25 protein-coding genes and 1 pseudogene are annotated in these 25242 nt (G+C 19.7%); 18 read left to right on the forward strand and 8 right to left on the reverse strand.

Annotated features, from left to right (window positions below; all coding sequences use genetic code 11):
• Window positions 1-4 precede the first annotated feature (4 nt).
• Window positions 5-1396 (forward strand): NAD(P)(+) transhydrogenase (Re/Si-specific) subunit beta, encoded by a 1392-nt coding sequence (locus GJU02_RS00380; protein WP_168919130.1) that lies wholly within the window; start codon window positions 5-7, stop codon window positions 1394-1396.
• A gap of 1031 nt (window positions 1397-2427) precedes the next feature.
• Here GJU02_RS00380 and GJU02_RS02290 read toward each other — a convergent pair.
• Window positions 2428-3945 (reverse strand): annotated as a pseudogene (locus tag GJU02_RS02290) (Rne/Rng family ribonuclease); the annotation flags it as partial.
• Between the two features lie 379 nt (window positions 3946-4324).
• Here GJU02_RS02290 and GJU02_RS00390 point away from each other — a divergent pair.
• From GJU02_RS00390 to GJU02_RS00440, 11 genes are all read left to right on the forward strand, one after another.
• Window positions 4325-5281 (forward strand): RluA family pseudouridine synthase, encoded by a 957-nt coding sequence (locus GJU02_RS00390; protein WP_246208772.1) that lies wholly within the window; start codon window positions 4325-4327, stop codon window positions 5279-5281.
• A 73-nt stretch (window positions 5282-5354) separates the two neighbouring features.
• Window positions 5355-5537 (forward strand): 50S ribosomal protein L32, encoded by a 183-nt coding sequence (gene rpmF / locus GJU02_RS00395; protein ID WP_168919132.1) that lies wholly within the window; start codon window positions 5355-5357, stop codon window positions 5535-5537.
• A 26-nt stretch (window positions 5538-5563) separates the two neighbouring features.
• Entirely contained in the window at window positions 5564-6010 is a 447-nt protein-coding gene (locus tag GJU02_RS00400) for an ACP S-malonyltransferase (protein WP_168919133.1), read from the forward strand.
• Window positions 6011-6138: 128 nt separating this feature from the next.
• The gene (locus tag GJU02_RS00405) at window positions 6139-6528 is read left to right on the forward strand and encodes an ACP S-malonyltransferase (protein WP_168919134.1); all 390 of its coding nucleotides are present in this window, start codon (window positions 6139-6141) and stop codon (window positions 6526-6528) included.
• Window positions 6529-6541: 13 nt separating this feature from the next.
• Window positions 6542-7282: a 3-oxoacyl-ACP reductase FabG gene (gene fabG / locus GJU02_RS00410; protein WP_168919454.1), complete on the forward strand. Its 741-nt coding sequence runs from the start codon at window positions 6542-6544 to the stop codon at window positions 7280-7282.
• A gap of 58 nt (window positions 7283-7340) precedes the next feature.
• On the forward strand, window positions 7341-7580 hold the full coding sequence (gene acpP / locus GJU02_RS00415; protein WP_168919135.1) for an acyl carrier protein: 240 nt from the start codon (window positions 7341-7343) through the stop codon (window positions 7578-7580).
• Between the two features lie 96 nt (window positions 7581-7676).
• Complete coding sequence (gene fabF, locus GJU02_RS00420) at window positions 7677-8921, forward strand: beta-ketoacyl-ACP synthase II (RefSeq protein ID WP_168919136.1); 1245 nt, start codon at window positions 7677-7679, stop codon at window positions 8919-8921.
• Between the two features lie 80 nt (window positions 8922-9001).
• Entirely contained in the window at window positions 9002-9622 is a 621-nt protein-coding gene (gene tmk / locus GJU02_RS00425) for a dTMP kinase (RefSeq protein ID WP_168919137.1), read from the forward strand.
• A gap of 1 nt (window position 9623) precedes the next feature.
• Window positions 9624-10643: a DNA polymerase III subunit delta' C-terminal domain-containing protein gene (locus tag GJU02_RS00430; protein WP_168919138.1), complete on the forward strand. Its 1020-nt coding sequence runs from the start codon at window positions 9624-9626 to the stop codon at window positions 10641-10643.
• Between the two features lie 37 nt (window positions 10644-10680).
• Entirely contained in the window at window positions 10681-12138 is a 1458-nt protein-coding gene (ptsG, locus tag GJU02_RS00435; protein WP_168919139.1) for a PTS glucose transporter subunit IIBC, read from the forward strand.
• A gap of 15 nt (window positions 12139-12153) precedes the next feature.
• Window positions 12154-12504 carry an HIT domain-containing protein gene (locus GJU02_RS00440; protein ID WP_168919140.1) on the forward strand — a complete coding sequence of 117 codons (351 nt, stop codon included), beginning with the start codon at window positions 12154-12156 and terminating at the stop codon, window positions 12502-12504.
• A gap of 97 nt (window positions 12505-12601) precedes the next feature.
• On the opposite strand, the gene gap is transcribed toward GJU02_RS00440, so the two are convergent.
• The 7 genes from gap to GJU02_RS00475 form a co-directional block, all read right to left on the reverse strand.
• The gene (gene gap, locus GJU02_RS00445) at window positions 12602-13600 is read right to left on the reverse strand and encodes a type I glyceraldehyde-3-phosphate dehydrogenase (RefSeq protein WP_168919141.1); all 999 of its coding nucleotides are present in this window, start codon (window positions 13598-13600) and stop codon (window positions 12602-12604) included.
• Window positions 13601-13656: 56 nt separating this feature from the next.
• Window positions 13657-15471, reverse strand: coding sequence for a signal peptide peptidase SppA (sppA, locus tag GJU02_RS00450; RefSeq protein WP_168919142.1), 1815 nt, complete (start codon window positions 15469-15471; stop codon window positions 13657-13659).
• 31 nt (window positions 15472-15502) lie between these two features.
• Complete coding sequence (gene xthA / locus GJU02_RS00455; protein WP_168919143.1) at window positions 15503-16309, reverse strand: exodeoxyribonuclease III; 807 nt, start codon at window positions 16307-16309, stop codon at window positions 15503-15505.
• Window positions 16310-16357: 48 nt separating this feature from the next.
• Window positions 16358-17824, reverse strand: coding sequence for a cardiolipin synthase (gene cls, locus GJU02_RS00460; protein ID WP_168919144.1), 1467 nt, complete (start codon window positions 17822-17824; stop codon window positions 16358-16360).
• Between the two features lie 67 nt (window positions 17825-17891).
• Window positions 17892-18938: a redox-regulated ATPase YchF gene (ychF, locus tag GJU02_RS00465; protein ID WP_168919455.1), complete on the reverse strand. Its 1047-nt coding sequence runs from the start codon at window positions 18936-18938 to the stop codon at window positions 17892-17894.
• Window positions 18939-18942: 4 nt separating this feature from the next.
• Window positions 18943-19533 (reverse strand): aminoacyl-tRNA hydrolase, encoded by a 591-nt coding sequence (gene pth / locus GJU02_RS00470; RefSeq protein WP_168919145.1) that lies wholly within the window; start codon window positions 19531-19533, stop codon window positions 18943-18945.
• 23 nt (window positions 19534-19556) lie between these two features.
• Complete coding sequence (locus GJU02_RS00475; RefSeq protein ID WP_168919146.1) at window positions 19557-20504, reverse strand: ribose-phosphate pyrophosphokinase; 948 nt, start codon at window positions 20502-20504, stop codon at window positions 19557-19559.
• A gap of 177 nt (window positions 20505-20681) precedes the next feature.
• Here GJU02_RS00475 and prfA point away from each other — a divergent pair, with 177 nt between their 5' ends.
• From prfA to rplT, 6 genes are all read left to right on the forward strand, one after another.
• Window positions 20682-21752, forward strand: a complete 1071-nt coding sequence (prfA, locus tag GJU02_RS00480) for a peptide chain release factor 1 (RefSeq protein ID WP_168919147.1) — start codon at window positions 20682-20684, stop codon at window positions 21750-21752.
• A 17-nt stretch (window positions 21753-21769) separates the two neighbouring features.
• Window positions 21770-22612 (forward strand): peptide chain release factor N(5)-glutamine methyltransferase, encoded by an 843-nt coding sequence (gene prmC / locus GJU02_RS00485; protein ID WP_168919148.1) that lies wholly within the window; start codon window positions 21770-21772, stop codon window positions 22610-22612.
• Window positions 22613-22726: 114 nt separating this feature from the next.
• The gene (thrS, locus tag GJU02_RS00490) at window positions 22727-23998 is read left to right on the forward strand and encodes a threonine--tRNA ligase (RefSeq protein ID WP_168919149.1); all 1272 of its coding nucleotides are present in this window, start codon (window positions 22727-22729) and stop codon (window positions 23996-23998) included.
• Window positions 23999-24001: 3 nt separating this feature from the next.
• The gene (gene infC, locus GJU02_RS00495; RefSeq protein WP_168919456.1) at window positions 24002-24541 is read left to right on the forward strand and encodes a translation initiation factor IF-3; all 540 of its coding nucleotides are present in this window, start codon (window positions 24002-24004) and stop codon (window positions 24539-24541) included.
• A 31-nt stretch (window positions 24542-24572) separates the two neighbouring features.
• Complete coding sequence (rpmI, locus tag GJU02_RS00500) at window positions 24573-24770, forward strand: 50S ribosomal protein L35 (RefSeq protein ID WP_168919150.1); 198 nt, start codon at window positions 24573-24575, stop codon at window positions 24768-24770.
• Window positions 24771-24815: 45 nt separating this feature from the next.
• On the forward strand, window positions 24816-25175 hold the full coding sequence (gene rplT / locus GJU02_RS00505) for a 50S ribosomal protein L20 (RefSeq protein ID WP_168919151.1): 360 nt from the start codon (window positions 24816-24818) through the stop codon (window positions 25173-25175).
• Window positions 25176-25242 lie beyond the last annotated feature (67 nt).

Consider the following 25242-nt stretch of genomic DNA (forward strand, 5'->3'; position numbering starts at 1 on the left):
ATAAATGTTTGATAGGTCATTAATATTTATATACACTATATCTGCAATATTATTTATACTGAGTATTGCAAGTCTTTCAAAAAAAGAAACCTCTCAACGAGGTAATTTACTTGCTATTAATGGCATGCTTATTGCTATTATAATAACTATATTAAAATCACCAATTAATAATATTGGTTATGTATTAATAGCAATTTTATTAGGTGCAATTATAGGAGTTAGTATCTCAAAAAAAATTGATATGACTAAAATGCCTCAGTTAATTGCAATATTACATAGTTTTGTTGGATTAACTGCTATTCTTGTTGGATTTAATAATTATTTATTATTAATTAATGATAAAATTACATTTCATAAAAATATAAATATCCAATTAATAGAAATTTTTATCAGTATTTTTATTGGTTCAATAACTTTAATAGGGTCTATTGTTGCTTTTAATAAATTATCGGGAATAATTAAATCAAAAACTTTAAATATTAAACATAAAAATAAAATACATGTTTTTACATTATTTTTATCATTTATATTTATGATGATTTTTTTAAAAACACATAATATAAAATTACAAATTATTTTTTTAGGATTAATATTATTAATTTCATTAATATTTGGTTATCATTTAATAATGAGTATTGGTGGCGCAGATATGCCTGTAGTAATTTCAATGTTAAATTCCTATTCAGGATGGGCAGCTGCATCTTCTGGATTTATGTTAACTAATGATTTATTAATTATAACAGGGGCATTAGTAGGTTCTTCTGGTGCTATACTTTCATATTTAATGTGTAAAGGTATGAATAGATCATTTATTAATGTATTACTTGGAGGGAACAAATTTTTTAATAAAAATTCTGTTTTAGAAGATACACAAAATTTTAAAAAAATATCTATTGAAAATACAGTAGAAATATTAAAAAATTCTAATAGCATTATTATTGTTCCTGGATATGGTCTTGCTGTTTCTCAAGCACAATATCCCCTTTCCGAAATAGTAAAAAAATTACGTTTATTAAATATTACAGTAAAATTTGCTATTCATCCTGTAGCAGGAAGATTACCCGGACACATGAATGTATTATTAGCGGAAGCTAATATACCATATGATATAGTTTTAGAAATGGATGAAATTAATAAAGATTTTATTAATACAGATACAGTATTAGTAATAGGTGCTAATGATACAGTAAATCCATCAGCTCAGGAAGATATTAATAGTCCAATATCAGGAATGCCTGTTTTAGAAGTATGGAAAGCTAATAATATTATTATTCTTAAAAGAAGTATGAATCAAGGATATTCAGGTATTAGTAATCCTCTTTTTTATAGAGATAATAGTTATATGTTATTTGGTGATGCTAAAGACGTAATAAATAAAATTTTAAAAATAATTTAATAAAAAAGTTTACTCATTGTATATAAATAAAATACTAAGAGTAAACTTTATATTTTATATATTAAATTATTAATTAAAAAAAATTTTTTTTTATAAATATTTTTTAAAAAACACAATTTTTTTATAAAAAAAAATTATGGTCTTTTTACTGGAGATGTAGCATATCTTTTAGCTGCATGTCCACCTGCACCTTTTTTATTATTTATATTAAATGATGTGTTAATTAATTTATTATTATAATAATTTGTAAAATTATTTTGTATTTTTTTACTACTTGATGAAATATAATTTTTATATAATTTTTTTTTTGTTATAAAAGCATTATTTTTGATTTTAGAATGATGTTTATTAAAAATATCTGAAACAATTATATTTGTTTTAGATATAATATTTTTTTTAGCATGTAATCTAACTTTATCTAATTTTATTTTGTTAATTTTAACAGGATTTTTAAATTTATTAAAACCTATTTTATTTTCTAAAGAAATATGAGATATATCAGTAGTTTTATAATTACTAATAATAATATTTTTACTAAAAATATTTTTAATATATTTTTTTTTGCGTAAATAATAATTTTGTTCTGTTTTTATTTTTAAAAAATCTTTTAATTTAATATAATTAAAATTAGTTTTATTATTTTTTTTATTTTTAAATAAAAATTTAATTTTTAATATTAATAATTTAAATTTATTTTTTATTAATTCTAATTTAGAAAAAATTTCTTTTTTATAAAAAAATGAAAATTTTTTTTGTATGTTTAATTTGATTTTATTAAAAGAATTATTTATTTTTTTATATAAATTATTTTTTTTACTATACAAAATATCTTTATTCAAAATATTTAAAATAATTTTATTTACAAAAATTATTTTTTTTATAAAAAAAAATTTTAATAATTTAAATTTTTTAAAAGAAAAATAATATTTTCTCTCTATCAAAGGTTGATTATATATATCTAATTTACTAATTTTATTATTATTTAAAAATTTATTTTTGAAATAATAATTATTATAAACATTTGAATTTAATTTGCGAATTTTTTTAATAAAAAAATAAACATTTTTTTTATCTTCTCCATGTTTTATTCGTAAAATAAAATAATTAGGTGTATTTATTTTATCATTAGGTATTATAAATGTTCTTATTTTTCTATTTTCAATTGCATTTACTGCATTTCTTTTTTCATTTAATAAATAAGATGCTATTTTTACAGGAACTATAGCATATACTTCCTTTGTATTTTCTTTAAAAGATTCTTCTTCTATTAATCTTAAAATTGATAAAGATAAAGATTTACTATCTCTTAAATTACCATTTCCTAAACATCTAGGACATGAATAATAACTAGATTCTTTTAAAGAAGATCTTAATCTTTGACGAGACATTTCTAATAATCCAAATTTCGAAATAGAATTAATTTTAATTTTAGCTCTATCTTGACGAATATTATTAAATAATCTTTTTTCTACAGCTTTTTTATTTTTTAAAAGTAACATATCAATAAAATCAATAACAATTAAACCTCCTATATCACGTAATCTTAATTGTCTAATAATTTCATCTGCAGCTTCTAAGTTAATATTTAATGCTGTTTCTTCAATATCTATACCTTTTGTTGCTTTAGAAGAATTTACATCAACTGATGTTAATGCTTCTGTATTATCAATAACAATTGACCCACCTGAAGATAATCTTACTTTACGTTGAAAAGCTGTTTCAATTTGTGATTCTATTTGATAATGACTAAATAAAGGAATATTACCTTTATATAATTTTATTTTATGATGTAAATCTGTTCTTCCTAAAATATTAATATGTTTTTTTGCTAATTTTAATATTTTAGGATTATCAATTAAAATTTCATTTATATCTTGATATAAATAATCACGCAATGCTCTTATAATTATATTACTTTCTTGATATATTAAAAAAGGAGCAGGTTTTTTTTGAGCTATTTTTTTTATTATTTTCCAATGTTTTAATCTAAATTTTAGATCTAATTTAAGAATTTCTATATTTTTCCCTAATCCAGCTGTACGAATAATTAAACTCATATTATGAGGTAAATATAATAATGATAAATTTTTTTTTAAAATTTTTCTATCTTCTCCTTCTATTTTTCTAGATATTCCATTTGAATTAGGATTATTAGGCATTAATACTAAATAACTTCCAGCTAAACTAATAAATGTTGTTAATGATGCTCCTTTATTTCCACGTTCTTCTTTATTTATTTGTACAATAATTTCTTTACCAACTAAAGAATTTTGTAAATTTAATTTATTAAATAAATTCTGATTAGTATAATTAAATAAATATTCTTTTGTAATTTCTTTTATTGGTAAAAAACCATGTTTATCTACTCCATAGTCAACAAAAACAGCATCTAAACTTGGTTCAATACGTATAATTTTTGCTTTATATATATTAGATTTTTTTTGTTTATAATTAGAATTTTCTATATCTAAATCATATAATTTCTGTCCATCTACTAGAGCAACACGTAATTCTTCATGTTGAGTAGCATTTATTAACATTCTTTTCATAATAACTTACTCATATATTTTTTTATAAATTTATCAATATTTTTATAGAAAAATAAATTATATAATCAGAAAATTATATTTCATATTTTATGAATATTTTTAAATTAATAATATTGATTATTTAAAAATCATAAAATATATTTTATGATTTTTTATAAAAAATTTTTATAAAATATTTACTACGTTATAATTAAAGGTATTTTATACATTAGTATTTTATAAAAATTATTTACTAAAATAATATTAACATAAAATTTTATTTTCAAATAATCATTTTATTAGAAAAATATATTAAATAAAATTATTTTTTTTTATATTTTTTAATTATATTAATGAGATAATTAGTTTATTTTTATAAATATTTTTATAATATAATATTATGTATAAAACAATGAATCATAAAATAATAACTGTTCCATCAATTATCGAACAACAAAGAATTGATAATTTTTTAATAAATAAATTTAAAAATGTTCCTAAAAGTATGATATATAGAATGTTAAGAACAGGAAAAATAAAAGTAAATAGAAAAAAAATATTTCCAAATTTCAAAATTAAATCTCAAGATATAATAAAAATTCCATTTATTTATATAAATAAAATAAAACCAATTAAATATAATATTAATATAAATAAAATAAATTTTTTAAAAAAAACAATAATTTTTGAAGATAAATATTTATTAGCTATTAATAAACCTTCTGGTATAGCAGTACATGGAGGAAGTGGTATTAGCTACGGTATTATCGAAAATTTTAGATATTTATTTCAAAAAAAAAATTTTTTAGAACTTGTGCATAGAATAGATAAAGAAACTTCTGGTGTATTATTAATAGCAAAAAAAAGATCAATATTAAAAATATTGCAAAAGCAGTTAATAGAAAAAAAAATAGTTAAGGAATATATAGCTTTAGTTAAAGGTAATTGTTTTGAAAAAAAAAATATTTATATTAAAAATTTTTTAGTAAAAAATTTTTTAAACAAAAAAATTAAAGTAACAATAGATAATAATAATAAAGGTAAATATTCAGAAACTAAATTTAAAATAATAAAAAATTATAAAAATATTATGTTAATAAAAATAAATCCCCTAACAGGTAGAACACATCAAATTAGAGTTCATATGTCTCATTTAAATTATCCTATAATTAATGATCAAAGATATGGTGATAATAATTTAAATTTAAAATTTAAAAAATTTTTTAATTTAAATAGATTATTTTTACATGCAAAAAGTATTCAATTTATGCATCCTAAAAATAATCAAAAAATTAAAATTTACGCTCCATTAAGTAATGAATTAAATAATTGTTTATTAAAATTAGAACATAAATAAAAATATTTATTACATTTACTTTATCAAATATAAAATATAAAATAAAATTTTATAATATTAAAGGTATTTAAATATGGCTGTTCAAAAACATAAAAAATCAAGATCTAAAAGAGGTATGAGACGTTCTCATAATAAATTATCTAATAATAATTTTTTGTTAATTAATAAAAAAACTGGTAAAAAATATTTATATCATCATATGACTGATGATGGTTTTTATAAAGGAAAACAAGTTATAGATAAAAATCATAATTAATTTTTTATTATTAAATTATATAAAATATGAAAAAATTTGCTGCTATTTTTCCAGGACAAGGAACCCAATTTATTGGGATGATATCTTCTTTATATATAAAATATAAAATTATAAGAGAAACTTTTTGTTCTGCTTCAGAAATACTTGGATATGATTTGTGGAATCTTATTAAAAATGGTCCATTAAAAAAATTAAACATAACATACTATACACAACCTGCTATTTTAACTACATCTATAGCCATATATAGATTATGGTTACAAAAAAATAATATATTACCTAATATAGTTATTGGTTATAGTTTAGGAGAATATACAGCTATGGTATGTAGTGATATTATTAGTTTTATAGATGCTATTAAAATAGTAGAATTTAGAGGAAAATTAATGTATGAAATGTCATCTAATTTAAATGATTTTAATATTAATGGATATTATATGCAAACTATTATTGGTTTAAAAAAAAAAAAATAGAAAATATTTGTAAAAAAATATCTCAAAATAATTGTGTTATATCTATATCTAATTATAATGCACCTAATAATATAACAATTAGTGGTAATAAATTAGCTATAATTAAAGCTATTAAAATATTTAAATCTTTGGGAGCATATACAATACCTATAAATATAAATATACCTTCTCATTGTTTATTAATGAAATCTATAGCATATAAATTTAAAGATTTTTTAGATAAAATAACAATAAATAAACCTAAGATTAAATTTATTAATAATGTAAATTGTAAATATGAAAAATCTTCAGAAAAAATTAAAAAAAATTTAGTAAAACAATTATATACTACTGTTAACTGGTTTGGATGTATAAAATTTATAGAAAAAAAAAATATATTTAATGTAATAGAATTTACTCCTAAAAGTATACTTAAAAAAGTATCATTACAAATTACTAATAATATAAATATAAATTCAATTTATAATGTTAAAACATTTCTTCTAACATTAGAAAAATATAAAAATTTAAATAAATAATATGTTCAAAAATATTAATTTTAAAAATAAAATAGCTTTAGTAACAGGAGCAAATACAGGAATAGGCTATCATATAGCAAATACATTATCTAATTATGGAGCCTATGTAATAGGTACATCAACTAATATTGATGGAATAAAAAAAATTAATAATTATTTAGGTAATAATGGTACTGGCATTATTCTTGATTTAAAAAATAAATCACCATATATTATTAATAATTTAATTAGATATATTATTAAAAATTTTAAAAATTTAGATATACTTGTTAATAATGCAGGAATTATAAATGATAAACTTGTATTAAATATGACAAATAATCAATGGGATAATGTTTTACAAATTAATTTAACTTCTATTTTTAGGATTTGTAGAGAAGTTATTTATTATATGTTAAAAAAAAAATTTGGTCGTATAATTAATATTGGATCTGTTATTGGAATTACTGGTAATATAGGTCAAGCTAATTACGCAGCTTCAAAAGCAGGAATTATTGGATTTAGTAAATCTTTAGCTAAAGAAGTAGCTTCTAAAGGCATTACTGTAAATGTCATATCTCCTGGTTATATTAAAACTGATATGATATTAAATCTAAAAAAAATAGATTTTAATAATATTAAAACACAAATTCCATCTAAACGTTTTGGTTATCCTCAAGAAATAGCTGATGCTGTAATTTTTTTAGCTTCTGAAAAAGCATCTTATATAACAGGAGAGACACTTAATATTAATGGTGGTTTATATATGGGATAATTTTATTATTTTTTCAATTAAATTATCTTAAATAATTTTATAGGAAAATATAACGAGTATGAGTAATTCTATTACTAAACGTGTTAAAAAAATTATTATTAACCAATTAGGAATAAAAAAAAAAAATATTATAAATTCTTCTTCCTTTAAAGAAGATTTAGGTGCAGATTCTCTTGATACTATTGAAATTATCATGGCCTTAGAAGAAGAATTTAATATTGAAATTCTTGATGAAGATGCTGAAAAAATTACTACTATTCAAAAAGCTATTGATTATATTAATCATTTTAAAAAATAAAATTTAATTAAAATTATGGAATTAAGAGTAATATAATATTTTATTCTATTCCATAATAATAATTTTTAAATATATAATTTATATAGAAGAAATATAATGTTTAGACATAGACGTGTAGTAGTTACTGGTATTGGTATGGTTACTCCAATAGGTAATACAATAGAATCTAATTGGTTTAATCTTATTAATGGTAACAGTGGTATTAATCATATTAATACTTTTGATACTAGTATGTATAAAACAAAAATTGCTGGATTAATAAAAAATTTTAAATATAAAAATAATATTTTAGATAGAAAAAAAAAATATATTGATTTATTTATTAAATATGGATTAGTAGCATGTCAAGAAGCTATTCAAAATTCTGGATTAATATTTAAACAACATTATAATCCTAGATTTGGAATTTCTATAGGTTCTGGATTAGGAGGTATTAATTTAATAGAAAAAAATACTAATATTTTAAATAAAAAAGGTCCTAAAAAAATAACTCCATTTTTAATGACATCTACACTTATGAATATGTTAACAGGAAATATTGCAATAAATTATAAAATTACAGGACCTAGCTTAACAATTAGTACAGCTTGTAGTTCTGGCATACATAATATTGGTATTGCCTTTAAAATTATATCTTATAATGATGCTGATGTTATGATAGCCGGAGCATCAGAAAAAGCTGTTACTCCTTTAAGTTTAAGTGGTTTTTGTGCAATGAATGCATTGTCTAAAAGAAATAATGAACCACAAAAAGCAAGTAGGCCTTGGGATAAAGACAGAGATGGATTTGTTATTGGAGATGGAGCAGGTATAATAATATTAGAAGAATATAATCATGCTAAAAAAAGAAATGCAAATATTTTTGCTGAATTAGTAGGTTTCGGGATGAGTAATGATTCATATCATATAACTTCTCCTCCTATAAATGGTGAAGGAGCACAATTAGCAATGTTAAATGCATTAAAAGATGCTAATCTTAATCCTGAAAATATTAAATATATAAATGCACATGGTACATCAACAATATTAGGAGATATAGCAGAAGTAAATGCTATTAAAAAAATATTTAAAAATAATTATTATAAATTATTTGTAAGTTCTACTAAATCAATTACAGGACATTTATTAGGAGCTGCTGGAGCAATCGAATCTATTTATTCTATTCTATCTTTAAAACATCAAATTGTTCCTCCTACAATTAATTTAGATAATCCAGATAAAGATTTAGATTTAGATTTTATTCCTAAAATTTCACGAGATGTTTATAATATGCAATATGTATTATGTAATTCTTTTGGTTTTGGAGGGACTAACGCATCATTAATTTTTAAAAAAATATAAATTTAATATTTTAAATATTTTTTTTAAAAAATACTAAATATAGTATAATATTATATATTTATTTTTTAAAAAAATATCAAATGAATAATAAAAAATTTATTGTAATAGAAGGTATAGATGGAGCAGGAAAGTCTACTATTTGTAGTTATATAATAAAATTATTAAATAATCTTAATATTCATAATATTATTAAAACTCATGAACCAGGAGGTACTCCAATTGCAGAAAAATTAAGAAATATTATTAAATTTGCTAAAGGAGAGAAATTTTCTCATAAGACTGAATTATTATTAATATATGCAGCTAGATTACAATTATTAGATAATATTATAAGAAAAAATATTAACACAAACTGGATTTTATCAGATCGATATGATTTATCTACATATGCTTATCAAATAGGAGGGAGAAAAATAAATAAAAAAATTATATTATTTTTACAAAATTTTATTAATAATAATATAAAACCAGATATAACTATTTATTTAGATGTAAATCCTTTAATTGCTTTACAAAGAATACAAATTAAAATGTATGATAGAATTGAAAAAGAATCAATAAATTTTTTTTCTAGAGTTAGAAAATATTATTTAAAAATAGCAAAAAAAGATAAAAATATTAAAATAATTGATGCTAATTATAACCTAAAAAATGTAAAATCATCAGTTGAAAAAATTATTAATAAATTAATATTAGTATAAAATGAAAAAATATCCGATATTACCATGGTATCCTTGGCTAGATTTTTTTTATAAAAAAATAATTTATCAATTTTTAAATAAAAAAAATTATAAAGCTTATATTTTTTGTTCTATAAATAAATTAGGTATAAATAGTTTAATTTATGCCTTAACTAAATGGATTTTTTGTATAAATAAAAAAAAATTATATAGTTGTGCAAAATGTCAAAATTGTATTTTAATAGAAAAAAATATTTATCCTGATTTACATATTATTCAAAATAATAAAGAACAAACAAGTATTAGTATAGAATTAATTAGAAATATAACCGAGATTACTTATAAAACATCTTATAGAGATGTTGGTAAAATTATATGGTTTCCATATGGAAATAGATTGAATAATTCATCAAGTAATGCTATTTTAAAAATTTTAGAAGAACCATCAAATAACATTTGGTTTTTTTTCCAATGTAAAAACAAAAACGAATTATTACCTACAATATATAGTAGATGTCAATTCTGGTATTTATCTCCTCCTAATGAAGAAATAGGTATGTTTTGGTTAAAAAAAAAAGTTCAAGATTATAAAATTTATAAAAAAGAATTAATAAAAACGGCAATACGTATATGTAATAATTCACCAATTTATGCTTACCAATTATTAAATAATGTAATATGGAAAAATAGAGATTTTTTATATAATATTTTAATTTCTTCTTTAGAAGAAGATATAATGAATTTATTACCTATATTAAATAATAAAAATATTTTTTTATATTTAAATTGGATTTATCTAATTTTATTAGATGTAATTAAAAAACAGTTAAATATAGATCAAAAATTTTTTTATAATTTAGATCAAATATGTATTATACATAAAATATCTAATTTAATTTTAGTTGATAAAATTTTATTAATAATAAAAAAAATATTATTTTATAATAATATTTTAATAAAAATTAAAACAATTAATCATGAATTAGTATTAATTAATTTATTATTATCTATAGAGAAAATCTATAAATCTGATAATAAATAATATTTATTAAATTTTATTTACAATTAGGATATTTATAATGTTCAATAACACATTCGCTAATATGCAAAAAATAGGTAAATCTTTAATGTTACCAGTATCTGTTTTACCAATAGCGGGGATATTATTAGGTATAGGATCAGCTAATTTTCATTGGTTACCTCATATTATTTCTAATATTATGGAAAAAACAGGTAGTTCTGTTTTTGCTAATATGCCATTAATATTTTCTATAGGAATTTCTTTAGGATTTACTCAAAATAATGGTGTATCTGCATTAGCATCTGTTGTTTCTTATGGTATTTTAACAAAAACTATTGAAGTTATGATTCCTATTTTACTACATAATAATGTCACACAAGATATAATTATCCAAAAACATCTTGCCGATACAGGAGTATTAGGTGGTATTGTTGCTGGTTCTATTGCAGCATATATGTTTAATCGTTTTCATAATATCCATTTAGTTGATTATCTTGGTTTTTTTTCTGGTAAACGTTTTGTTCCAATTATTTCAGGATTAACATCAATTTTTGTTGGTTTATTATTATCGTTTATATGGATTCCTATTGGTAAATTAATTCAATTTTTTTCATATTGGGCTATTTATCAAAATCCTATTTTTGCCTTTGGTATTTATGGAATTATAGAAAGAACTTTATTACCTTTTGGATTACATCATATTTGGAATGTTCCATTTCAAATGGAAATTGGTTCATTTATGAATGAGGTAACTAAACAAATATATCATGGTGATATTGCTAGATATATAGCTGGAGATCCATCTGCAGGAAAATTAGCCGGGGGATTTTTATTTAAAATGTATGGATTACCTGGAGCAGCTATTGCAATATGGCATACATCAAAAAAAAAAAATAAGAAAAAAATTGGTAGTTTAATGTTATCAGCAGCATTAACATCATTTTTTACAGGTATTACTGAACCGATAGAATTTTCATTTATGTATGTAGCTCCCTTATTATATGTAATTCACATTATTCTATCTGGATTATCTTTTCCTATTTGCATTATGTTAGGAATGAGAAATGGAACAAGTTTTTCTCATGGATTAATTGATTTTATTATTTTAAGTGGTAATGGTTCTAGAATATGGTTATTTCCATTGATAGGTTGTATTTATACAATTATTTATTATAGTATATTTAAAATAATAATAATAAAATTTAATTTAAAAACTCCTGGACGTGAAGATATACAAAATAATACATATACAGATAATTATATATCATCAAAAAATTATATAAAAAAACTAGTAGAATCTTTTGGTGGAGGAGATAATATTTCTAATCTAGATGCATGTATTACTAGATTACGTGTAAGTGTTATAAATATAGAAAAAGTTAATAAAAAAGAATTAAAATTATTAGGAGCTTCTGCTGTTATAATTTCTGGTACTGGAGTTCAAGCTGTTTTTGGTACTAAATCAGATAATTTAAAAACAGAAATGGATAATTATATAAAAAATAATAATAAATAATAAATATAAAATATTATGAATAGTAAAGAAAATATATTTCAAAAAATTTTATCTAAAAAAGTAATTACTGATATTATTTATCAAGATAATTTAGTAACAGCTTTTAATGATATAAATCCTCAAAGTCCAGTACATATTTTAATTATACCTAATATTTTGATAAAAACACTTAATGATATTAATAACAATCATGAATTTATCTTAGGTAGAATGTTATTAGTTGCATCTAAAATAGCTAAAAAAAAACACATTAATAAATTAGGTTATAGAATTGTAATTAATTGTAATGTTCATGGATGTCAAACAATATTTCATTTACATATGCATTTATTAGGTGGACGACAAGGTATAAAAAATTTTTTTTAAATTTTAAAATATATTTTTCTTATTTAAATTTTTAAAAAAATTTTGCTATGTATTATTTTAATAAATAAATACATAGCAATAAACAAATTTATATTTTTTATTTAAAAATATGTAATATTAAATCCACTATCTTAGTAGAATATCCTGTTTCATTATCATACCAAGCAATTAATTTAAAAAAATTATTATTAATAGCTATACTTGCTTTTTTATCAAAAATAGATATTAATTTTGATCCATTAAAATCACTTGATACCACATCATCTTCTGTATAGCCAATAACTTCCTTCATATAACTATGAGATGCAAATTTGATAACTTTATAAATATCTGATAGTGTAGTTTTTTTTAAAACTCTAACTGTAAAATCAACAACAGAAACATTAGCAACTGGTACTCTTAATGATATCCCTGTTAACTTATTGTTTAGTTCTGGTAAAACAAATCCTACTGCTTTTGCAGCTCCAGTACTTGAAGGAATAATATTTTGATATGCTCCTCTACCTCCTCTCCAATCTTTTTTTGAGGGGCTATCTACTGTTTTTTGGGTTGAAGTTACCGCATGAACAGTTGTCATTAAACCATTTTCAATAATATAATTATCATTAATAATTTTAGCTAACGGCGCTAAACAATTAGTAGTACATGAAGCATTAGAAATAATATTTTCACCATTATAATTATGAAAATTTACTCCTCTAACAAACATAGGAATAGAAATATCTTTAGGAGGAGCTGTAATAATAACTTTTTTAGCACCAGCAATAATATGTTGTTGTGCTAATTCTCTAGTCAAAAAAATACCTGTAGATTCAATAACAACATCAATTTTTAAATCATTCCATTTTAATTTACTAGGATCTGATTCAGAAAAAACATGAATAATATTTTTATTTATAATTAAATTATTTTTATGAATTTTAATTGTTTCTTTAAAAGATCCATGTGTTGAATCATATTTAATCATATATGCCATATAATTTATTTCTAATAAATCATTAATAGCTATAATTTTAATTTTAGTATTTTTTTGAGCAGCACGAAAAAAAATACGTCCTATTCGGCCGAATCCATTAATAGCAACTCTAATAGACATTAAATAATCTCCTTAATTATCTATAATAAAAAAATAAATTTTTTGTATTTTCTAATTTATATAGCATATAAAGAATATGTTTTTTCAACAACAAAAGAATTATTATTATCTAGTAAAGAAAAATTTTGATTAATAGTATTTATAAAATTTTGCATAAAATTAGACATAATAAAAATATCTAATTGCATTAAATAATTTAATAAACAAAAAGTATTTGTATCTTCCCATTGTAATTTTATTTTTTTAATCTTTGTTAATTGCGAAATTTTTATTACTGCATCGTCAAAATCACCTAAATCATCAACTAATCCGTATTTTTTAGCATCTTTACCTAATATAACCATTCCATTAGCTAATTTTTTAACTTTTTCAAGAGATATATGTCTTTCTTTAGAAACTAAATTGATAAATTTTTCATAACCATTTTTTATATTTAATCTGATTATTTTTTTTTCTATAGAAGATAATTCTTTACTTTTAGTAAGATTAAATCTATCTGATATATTAACACCATCTTCTTTTATACCAATAAAATCTAAAATATTACTCATATTATTTACAATACTAAAAATACCAATAGAACCAGTTAAACTAACTGGATCAGCAATTATAAAATCAGCTGCTGTAGAAATCCAATATGCTCCTGATGCTGCTATTTTACCCATTATAACTACTATTGGTTTATGTATTTTTCTTAATAAAATTAATTCATCATAAATTGCTTGTGCAGCTAAAATATCTCCTCCTGGACTATTAATTTTTAATATTACTCCTTTTATTTGTGGATCTTGATATGCTTTATGTATTGCATTTATAATATCATTACTTCCACTTTTTCCATATAACATAATTCCATCTATTGGAATGACTGCAATATTACCATTATTTTTTTGTATATTATTATCTATATTTAATTTTATATAATCACTTATATTAATTTTATTATATGTATTTAATTTTTTATCTAAACCAAACTTTTGAATCATTTCTTTTTTAAAATTATTATAATTAGATATTTGATCTACTAATTTATTTTTTAATGAAAATAAAGTTAAATCTCCGTTACATTTTTCAAGAGAAATTAAAAAATTTTCATCTGTAGGAAAAATTTCTTCTTTAGTTAATTTTCTATTGGTTGATATAGTTGTTAAATAATCATCCCATAAATTATTAATTAAATTATTCATAATAATTTTGTCATTACTAGACATATTATTTCTTGTTATAGATTCTACAGTAGATTTATATTCTCCTATTTTAAATATATGTGCTTTTATTTTTAAATTTTGTAAAAGTTTTTTATAGAAAAATTTTTTTAAATTTAAACCATATAATTTTACATGACCATATGGTAATAAAAAGATTTTATTAGCAAAACTCGCTAAATAATATTGATGTTGATTATACATATCAGAAATTGCATATATTTTTTTGCCACTTTTTTTAAAATCATTTAAATATTTTCCTATATATCTTAAAGTAGGAATATCATAAATATTTAAATTGTTAAGTTTTAATATAATTCCACTAATATTTTTATCTTTTTTTGCATACTGTATCGCATAAGTTATATTAATGATAGGATCATTATCTTGTTTATTTGTAAATCTATTAAATAATTTAAATATTAAATTATTTTCACAAACAGTTTTATCATTAAAATTTCCATTAAAATTAATTTCTAATACTTGATTATTCTTTTTTAATATTTGATTATTTATATTTTTTTTATGATGAACATTATATATGTAATAACATAACAAAGATATTAATAATATAAAAATAATATTTATTATTAATGTTCTAGTAAAATTAATTAATGACCATAAATAACAACAAAAAAATTTTACTAAATTCAATAATTTAATCATTTTTCACCTAATTTTTTAAAATAAAAATTTATTAAATATTTTTAAATTTTACCCAAATAGGAACATGATCTGAAGGTTTAATTAAATTACGAATAGAATATTCTATTCCTGAATTAAAATAATATTTTATTAATGAATGAGTAATTAAAATATTATCAATTCTTAATCCTTTATTAATAAAAAACCCTTTTGATCTATAATCAAACCAAGAAAATTTATTATTTACTAAGGGATTCATTAATCTCCAAATATCAAATAGGCCCCAATTAAGTAATTGATTAATATAAAATCTTTCTTCTGGTAAGAAAGAACATTTTCCTTGTTTTAACCATTTTTTACGATTTTTTTCTCCTATACCAATATCTAAATTAGAAATACTGATGTTAATATCTCCCATAATTATAATGTGATTTTTTGGATTTAAATTTTTTTTAATATAAAAATATAAATTTTTAAAAAAATTAATTTTATAATTAAATTTTATTTTATTATTTCTATTATCTCCTTGTGGAAAATAACAATTTATAATTTTTATATTACCAATAGAACTGTCTAAATCAATCATTATTAATCTTTTTTGATTATTTAAATTTTGTAAAAAATTTTTTTGAATATTAAAAGATTTTATTTTGCTTAATAAAGCTACTCCATAATATTTTACTTGTCCACAGATGTAAGTATTATACCCTAAACTATCTATTTTTTCTTTAGGAAAATTTTTATTATCTACTTTTATTTCTTGTAATCCGATTACATCAGGATTATATAATTCTATAATTAATTTTAATTGATGTATATGCGCTCTTATTCCATTAATATTAAATGAAAAAATTTTCATATAACTAAATTTTTTTTAAATTAAATATTTAAATATAAAATAATTTATCTATAAAATAAATTTAAATAAAAAAAATAATTTTTCTATTATTTTTTTCCAAAATGGTCTTTTTATCCATAAATTATATTCTAATTTTTTAGATTTTAAAATATATTTATTTTGTATAGATAAAAGTGATTTACTAAAAACAGTATCATCTATAATTAGATTAATTTCAAAATTTAAATATATACTTCTTATATCTAAATTTACAGTACCTATTAAACTTATTTTTTTATCTATAATAATACTTTTTGTATGTAAAAAACCTTTTTTTAATTGATAAATTTTAACTCCTGATTTTAATAATTTATAAAAAAAAAATTTACTGGCCCAATAAATAAAAATTGAATCATTATATTTAGGAATAATAATTTTTACATCTACTCCACGTTCAGAAGCAATACAAATAGAAGATAATAAATTACTACTTGGTAGTAAATAAGGTGTTGTAATAATTAAACTTTTTTTAGATAAAAATATTGCTGTAATTAAAGAATTATGAATTATTTTTTTTGATAATTCTAATCCTGAAAATATTACTTGTATTCTATTTATACTTTTTTTATTTTGATATTTAACTAAATTATTTTTTAATTGATTAATAGATAAAATATTTTTTCCTGTTTCAATTTCCCATTCGTATGCATAAATAATACTTATTGTATTAACAATAGGACCAGTGATACGAATCATTAAATCAAGCCATTTTTCTATTTTAACATTTTTTTGTAAATATTTAGAATCTATCATATTCATACTACCAACATAAACTATCTTATTATCAATTAAGATTATTTTTTTATGTTGTCTTAAATCGATTCTTGAATAAAAAAAATTAAAAATTGTAATTTTTAATGACCTAATTATAAAAACACCAACTTTTATCATAAGATAATACCATGAACTATAAAAAAAATTTCTACCTCCAATATAATCCAACATAATATAACATTTGACTCCTCTTTTAGCTGCAATTATAATTGAATTAGAAAATTCGTTTACTAAACCTCCTGGTATCCATATATAAAAAACAATATGTATACTGTATTTTGCTAATTCTATGTCATGAATTAATGATTTAAATAATTTAAATGATGAATTTATTAATTTAATAGAATTACTAGTCATGCTAAATAAATTTTGTTTATTTTCACATAATTTAAATAATGTTTGGATTTTTTTATTTAAACATATATTTATAAAATATAATTTATAATATATTTGTAATTTTTTTAATAATTTACTATAACGAAACCATATTTTTTTAGATTTTGGAGATTTATATTGTGTTTTTGAATAAATTTCACCAAAAACAAAATAAAAAATAATTCCTATTTTTGGAAAAATATATAAAATAAGATACCATAATAAATAAGATTTTATATCTTTATATCTAATAAAGATTCTAATTATAATACAAATCAATATTATAATATTACTATAGAATAAAATTAAATTTAAAAAACTAATCATACTAACACTAAATATATTATTATATAATATTTTAATATTTTAATATTAAAATATATAAATATATATTTTAAACTTTAAAAAGAAAGTGAATAATATCTCCATCTTGTATTATATAATCTTTACCTTCTATTTTCATTTTACCAAATAATTTTGCTTTTATTTTGCTTTTATAAAAAATAAAATCTTTATAATGAATTACTTGTGCTCTAATAAATCCTTTTTGGATATCACTATGTATTTTTTTCGCTGCAATTAATGTTGTTGTTCCTTTTAAAATACTCCATGATTTTGTTTCTTTAATACCTACTGTATAAAAAGTATGTAAATTTAATAAATTAAAACTAAAAATTATTATTTTTTTTAAATCATACTCTTTTTTATGTACAGATAATAATTTTTGTTTTTTATTAAGTTTTTTAATACATATTTTTAATATTAAATATTTTTGCTTTAAAATTTTTATTTCTTTCGAAAAATATTGATTATTAATATTATTTTCATCTATATTAGCAATAATAATTGATGGTTTAATCGTTAATAATTTTAAATATTTTAAAAAATTTTTTTCTTCTATATTTAATTTTAATAAATTTAAAAGTTTACCGTTTTTTAAATAATTTAAACAAATATTTAATAAATATTGCCATTTATTAAAATCCTTTTTATTATTTTTTTTAGAAATATTAGATTGTAATTTATATAATATATTAATATCAAATTGTATAATTTCATTATTTATGATATTTACATCTTTTATAGGATTATATGATAAATTTAATATATTTTGGTCTTTAAAACATCGTACTACGTGAATAATAGCATCTACTTCTGATATATTATGTAAAAATTGATTACCTAATCCTTCTCCTTTATAAGCTCCTTTTATTAAACCAGCAATATCAACAAAAGTAACTGTTGAATGTATAGTTTTTCTAGAATTTGCTATTTTAGATAAATAAATTAATCTTTCATCAGGAAAAGTTACTATACTAGTATTTGGTTTTATTGTACAAAAAGGATAATTTAATGCATCTACATTAGAATTAGTTAAAGCATTAAATAATGTTGATTTACCTACATTTGGTAAACCTATTATACCACATTTTAATCCCATTCTTTTACCCATTATTTTGAGAATGTAAATAATTAAGTGCTCTATTATAATTATTTGTTTTAATAAAAATTAATAAAGCTTTTAAACTATTTTTTATTGCAAAATTAATATTTTTTTGTTCAATTATTGTCGGAGAACTTAAAACAAAATTATTTACTTGAAATTTATTTCTTGGACGTCCTATACCTATACGTAATCTATAAAATAATGTATCATTAAAAATTTTTATAATATTTTTAATTCCATTATGACCTCCACTACCTCCTCCATATTTAAATTTAATAATTCCAGGTAAATAATCTAATTCATCATGAACGATTAAAATATTTTTTAATAAAATTTTATAAAAGTTAGCAACAATAAAAATTGATTTACCTGAATTATTCATAAAAGAATTAGGTATTAATAACATTATTTTTTTATCAAAAATTTTTAGATAACCAATATTTGCATTTAATTTTTTTATTTTTTTTAATTTTACATTAAATTTATTAGATAAATTAAAAATATAATTAGAACCTATATTATGACGAGTTTGAATAAATTTTTCATCTATATTATTACCTAACCCTACTATCATTTTAATATTATTCAAATATTTACCTTATTAATTCTAGTTTATTTAAACATTATAGAAATAGATTCTTCGTTATTAATTCTTCTTATTGTTTCTGAAAGCATATAAGATAGAGTTAAAACTCTAATATTAGTTAATTTTTTTATTTTTTTTGTTAGAGGAATACTATCACATACAATAATTTCATCTATTGCAGAATTATAAATATTTTTAATAGCATCTCCAGAAAAAATAGCATGAGTCACATAAGCAACAACTTTTGTAGCTCCATGATTTTTTAAAGCTTTAGCTGCTTGACATAATGTACCAGCTGTATCAATAATATCATCTATTAAAATACAATCTCGTTGATTAACATCTCCTATAATATTCATTATTTCAGTTGTATTCGAATTAGGTCTTCTTTTATCTATTATAGCCATATCTGTACCATGAAATAATTGTTTTGCTATAGATCTTGAACGTATTACACCTCCAATATCAGGAGAAACTATAATTGGATTATTATATGTATTTTTTGATATATCTTTTAAGAAGATAGAACTTGCAAAAACATTATCTACAGGTACATTAAAAAATCCTTGAATTTGTTCTGCATGTAAATCAACAGTTAAAATTCTATTAACACCTACTCTAGATAAAAAATCAGCTATTACTTTAGCAGTAATAGGAACACGAGCAGAACGAATTCTTCGATCTTGTCTAGCATAACCAAAATAAGGAATAACAGCTGTTATTCTCCCAGCAGATGCTCTTTTAAATGCATCAATCATTATAATTAATTCAATCAAATTATCATTTGTAGGATTACAAGTTGATTGTATGATAAAAATATCATCTCCTCTTACGTTTTCATTTATTTTAACAGATATTTCTCCATCACTAAATTTACCGACAAATATTTTACCTAAATTAATATATAAATGATTAGCAATTTTCATTGCTAATTTAGGAACAGCATTACCAGTAAATAATTTCATATGAGCCATAAAAATCCTTAAAATTTATATTTAAAATTTTCCTTTAAAATATCTTTTTATATAAAACATAAAATATTATTATGTAATATATAGTATTAAAATACTATATTATTATAGTATAAATAATAATGTATTTTTTATAAAAAAATTTTTATTTATAAAATTTTCAAAAATAAAATAATAATTATGAATTCTTATATGATTAAAAAACTTGATCTCTTATATAAGAGATATAAATATATATCAAAAAAATTAGGTAATTATAGAACATATAATGATTACAATTCCTTACGTAATCTATCAACTGAATATTCAAAATTATCTAATATAATTAGACCATTTTTAAAATGGAAAAAATTACAATTAAATTTAATTAATAATAAAATATTATTAAAAGAAAAAGATAAAGAAATATATCTAATGGTATTAGAAGATATAAAAAATATTAAAATTAAACAAAAGAAAATAGAAAAAATATTATATAAATTACTTTCTCCAAAAAAAGAAGAAGATGATCGTAATTGTTTTATAGAAATTAAAGCTGGTTCTGGAGGAAACGAAGCTGCAATATTTGTAAAAAATATTTCTAGAATGTATATTAGATATGCAGAATCAAAAAAATGGAAAATAGAAATAATAAATATTCATTATAATGAAAATGGAAATGGTTTTAAAGAAATTATATTAAAAATTATGGGAATAGGAGTATATGGAAAATTAAAATTTGAATCAGGAGGACATAGAGTTCAAAGAGTTCCGGAAACAGAATCACAAGGAAGAATACACACCTCTACTTGTATTATTGCTGTTATGCCTGAATTGTTAAAAACAGAAATTTCAGAAATAAATTATCAAGATCTAAAAATTGATACATTCAGATCCTCTGGAGCTGGAGGACAACATGTAAATACAACAGATTCAGCTATAAGAATTACTCATTTACCAACTGGAATTGTAGTAGAATGTCAGGATGAAAGATCTCAACATAAAAATAAAGCTAAAGCCTTATCTGTTTTAGCTGCAAGAATAAATACTCTAGAAATAGAAAAAAAAAATAAAGATAATGCAATAAAAAAAAAAATATTATTAGGTAGTGGAGATCGTTCAGATAGAAATAGAACATATAATTTTATTCAAAAAAGAGTTACAGATCATCGCATAAATTTAACAATTTATAAATTAAATGAAATTATGGATGGTAATTTAGATATTTTAATAAATCCAATTATTTACCAATATAATACTATTAAACTATAATGTAATTATAAAAAAGAATGATTATTAATCAATGGTTAAAATATGCTTCTAATTTTTTAAAAAAAAATAATATATTAACATATCAATTAGAATCAGTTGTATTATTATCTTTTGTTTTAAAAAAATCTAAATCGTGGATTTATGGTTTTGATGAAACAAAAATAAATTATAAACAATTTAAAATATTACAAAAATTTTTAAAAAGAAGAATTAAAGGAGAACCTATAGCCTATTTATTAGGTTTTTGTGAATTTTGGTCATTAAAAATTAATGTATCACCTTATGTTTTAATACCTCGTAAAGATACAGAAATTTTAGTTGATATTGTTTTAAAAAAAATTAATTTTAATATAAAAAAAATATTAGATTTGGGAACTGGGAGCGGTGCAATTTCATTAGCAATAGCTTCTAAATATAATTTTCTTAATATTACTGCTATAGATATTTCTCAAAAAATTATTAATTTAGCAAAATATAATGCTAAAAAATTATGTATTAATAATATTAATTTTTTAGTAAGTAATTGGTTTAATAAGTTAAAAAATAATAAATTTGATATTATAATTAGTAATCCTCCATATATAAGTTATTATGAATATTCTCTTTTAAAAAAAAAATTAAAATTTGAACCTATTAAATCATTAAGATCACTTAATAATGGATTAGCTGATTTAAATCATATTATTTCTAAATCTAAAAAATATTTAAATAATTATGGTTGGTTAATATTAGAACATGGATATAAACAAGAATATTTTTTAAAAAAAATATTTAAAATTAAAAAATTTAAAAATGTCACACAATATTGTGACATACAAGGTTATTATAGAGTTATTTGTGGACAAAAAATTTTAAAATAAATAATATTAAAATATTAATTTATTTAGTTTAATTCTTTTAAAGAATATTTTTAATGTATTTAAAAGAAAAATTTTGTTATTATATTAACAATATTAATATTATGAAAATAAACAATGGAACAAAATGATAATTTTACAAAAATAGATTTATCAAATCAAACTAAATTATTAGAAATAGATCATAGAGTTATAGGGAAAAAATTAAATTTATATCATATTCAAAATAAATCTCCAGGAATGGTTTTTTGGCACAATAATGGTTATATTATTTTTAAAGAATTAGAAAAATTATTACGTTTAAAATTAAAAAAATATAATTATTTAGAAGTAAAAACTCCTTTAATAACTGATTTTTCTATCTGGGAAAAAACAGGACATTGGAAAATTTATAAAGAAGCTATTTTTACTACTTTATCAGAAAATAGAAATTATTGTATAAAACCAATGAACTGTCCTGCACATATTCAAATTTTTCAACAAAAACTTAAGTCATATAGAGATTTACCTTTAAGAATTGCCGAATTTGGTATTTGTCATCGAAATGAACCTTCTGGTTCTTTACATGGTCTTATGAGATTAAGAAATTTTACACAAGATGATGCTCATATTTTTTGTACAAAAAATCAAGTTAGTAGAGAAATAGAAAATTGTATTAACATGATGTATGATGTTTATCATATTTTTGGTTTTAAAAAGTTTCTTGTAAAATTATCTACTAGGCCAACTCATAAAATTGGAGATAATAAAATTTGGGATCAAACAGAAAATAATTTATCTTTTATTTTAAATAAATTAAATATAGATTTCAAATACCAAGAAGGGGAAGGCGCATTTTATGGTCCTAAAATAGAATTTTCTTTTTTTGATTGTTTAAATAGAGAATGGCAATGTGGTACAATACAACTAGATTTTACATTACCAAAATGTTTGAATTTATTTTATATTAATGATAAAAATAAACGTAGTACCCCAATCATAATTCACCGTGCTATTTTAGGTTCAATAGAAAGATTTATAGGTATTTTACTTGAAGAATTTTCTGGATATTTACCTATTTGGTTAGCTCCAATACAAATTGTAATATTAAATATTAGTAAAAAACATATACAATATGTTTTAAAATTATTTACAATAATTGAAAAAAATAATATTCGTGTTAAATATGATATAAAAAATCAAAAAATTTCATTTAAAATAAGACAATATACAATACAACATATTCCATATATCTTAATTTGTGGAGATAGGGAAATTAAAAATAATGTTATCTCTGTACGAGATTGTTTTGGTAAAAATTTGGGATTTATGAAAATTTATGATATTATCAATAAAATAAAAAAAAAAATTAATAATTATGATATTAATAAAAAAAATAAAGAGAGGTAAAATATTAAAATTGGAAAAAAAACCATACAATTATCACGACCTAATAAAATTAATAAAAATATTAGGAGTAAAATTGTGAGATTAATAGGATTAAATGGTGAACAAATTGGGATAATTAATATCAAAGAAGCTTTAAAAAAAGCAGAAAATGTAGGATTTGATTTGGTTGAAATTAGTCCTAATTCTGTACCTCCTGTATGCCGTATAATGGATTATGGTAAATTTTTATATGCAAAAAACAAAGCTTCTAAAGAACAAAAAAAAAAACAAAAAATAATAAATTTAAAAGAAATTAAATTTCGTCCAGGAACAGATATAGGAGATTATAAAGTTAAATTACGTAATTTAATTCGTTTTTTAAAAAAAGGAGATAAAATAAAAGTTACTCTTAGATTTAGAGGAAGAGAAATGATGCATACTAAAATAGGATTTTTTATGTTAAATCGTATAAAAAATGACTTAGAAAGCTTAGCTATAGTAGAATCATTTCCGACAAGAGTTGAAGGTAGGCAAATTATAATGATTTTAATACCAAAAAAATAAATTTTAATTTAAAATTCTGGATTTTAATAATATGAATAAATTAAAAACAGTACGTAGTGTTGCAAAACGTTTTAAAAAAACAAGTACTGGATTATTTAAACATAAAAAAGCTAATTTAAGACATTTATTAACTAAAAAAAATAAAAAACACAAAAGATCTTTAAGACAGAAAAAAATAGTTACAAAAGGAGATTCATATTCATTAAAAATATGTTTACCTTATTTATAATAAGATAAATATGTAAAATATAATAATTATAGGAAATTAAATAATATGGTAAGAATTAAGCGTGGAGTTATTGCAAAAGCAAAACATAAAAAAATAATAAAACAAGCAAAAGGATATTATGGATCACGATCTAGAACTTATCGTTCTGCTTTTCAAGCTGTAATTAAATCAGGACAATATGCTTATAGAGATAGAAAACAACGAAAAAGAAAATTTCGCCAATTATGGATTATGAAAATTAATGCAGCAGCACGTCAAAAAAATATATCTTATAATTGTTTAATGTATAAATTAAAAAAAAATAATATAAATATAAATAGAAAAATTTTAGCTGATATAGCTATGTTTGATATTTTGTCTTTTAATAAATTGATAAATTTTTCAAATAATGAATTTAATAAATAAAATTTATTAAATTAAAATATTTTCTTATATATAATTATTTTTATTATTATATTAATGAGAATATTAT

The organism is Enterobacteriaceae endosymbiont of Donacia thalassina, assembly GCF_012568245.1.
Lineage (GTDB): Bacteria > Pseudomonadota > Gammaproteobacteria > Enterobacterales > Enterobacteriaceae.

Coding starts and splice junctions, on each gene's coding strand:
- GJU02_RS00380 (WP_168919130.1), top strand. CDS start 5: ATGTTTGATAGGTCATTAATATTTATATACACTATATCTGCAATATTA.
- GJU02_RS00390 (WP_246208772.1), top strand. CDS start 4,325: ATGTATAAAACAATGAATCATAAAATAATAACTGTTCCATCAATTATC.
- rpmF (WP_168919132.1), top strand. CDS start 5,355: ATGGCTGTTCAAAAACATAAAAAATCAAGATCTAAAAGAGGTATGAGA.
- GJU02_RS00400 (WP_168919133.1), top strand. CDS start 5,564: ATGAAAAAATTTGCTGCTATTTTTCCAGGACAAGGAACCCAATTTATT.
- acpP (WP_168919135.1), top strand. CDS start 7,341: ATGAGTAATTCTATTACTAAACGTGTTAAAAAAATTATTATTAACCAA.
- fabF (WP_168919136.1), top strand. CDS start 7,677: ATGTTTAGACATAGACGTGTAGTAGTTACTGGTATTGGTATGGTTACT.
- tmk (WP_168919137.1), top strand. CDS start 9,002: ATGAATAATAAAAAATTTATTGTAATAGAAGGTATAGATGGAGCAGGA.
- GJU02_RS00430 (WP_168919138.1), top strand. CDS start 9,624: ATGAAAAAATATCCGATATTACCATGGTATCCTTGGCTAGATTTTTTT.
- ptsG (WP_168919139.1), top strand. CDS start 10,681: ATGTTCAATAACACATTCGCTAATATGCAAAAAATAGGTAAATCTTTA.
- GJU02_RS00440 (WP_168919140.1), top strand. CDS start 12,154: ATGAATAGTAAAGAAAATATATTTCAAAAAATTTTATCTAAAAAAGTA.
- gap (WP_168919141.1), bottom strand. CDS start 13,600: ATGTCTATTAGAGTTGCTATTAATGGATTCGGCCGAATAGGACGTATT.
- sppA (WP_168919142.1), bottom strand. CDS start 15,471: ATGATTAAATTATTGAATTTAGTAAAATTTTTTTGTTGTTATTTATGG.
- xthA (WP_168919143.1), bottom strand. CDS start 16,309: ATGAAAATTTTTTCATTTAATATTAATGGAATAAGAGCGCATATACAT.
- cls (WP_168919144.1), bottom strand. CDS start 17,824: ATGATTAGTTTTTTAAATTTAATTTTATTCTATAGTAATATTATAATA.
- ychF (WP_168919455.1), bottom strand. CDS start 18,938: ATGGGATTAAAATGTGGTATAATAGGTTTACCAAATGTAGGTAAATCA.
- GJU02_RS00475 (WP_168919146.1), bottom strand. CDS start 20,504: ATGGCTCATATGAAATTATTTACTGGTAATGCTGTTCCTAAATTAGCA.
- prfA (WP_168919147.1), top strand. CDS start 20,682: ATGAATTCTTATATGATTAAAAAACTTGATCTCTTATATAAGAGATAT.
- prmC (WP_168919148.1), top strand. CDS start 21,770: ATGATTATTAATCAATGGTTAAAATATGCTTCTAATTTTTTAAAAAAA.
- thrS (WP_168919149.1), top strand. CDS start 22,727: ATGGAACAAAATGATAATTTTACAAAAATAGATTTATCAAATCAAACT.
- rpmI (WP_168919150.1), top strand. CDS start 24,573: ATGAATAAATTAAAAACAGTACGTAGTGTTGCAAAACGTTTTAAAAAA.
- rplT (WP_168919151.1), top strand. CDS start 24,816: ATGGTAAGAATTAAGCGTGGAGTTATTGCAAAAGCAAAACATAAAAAA.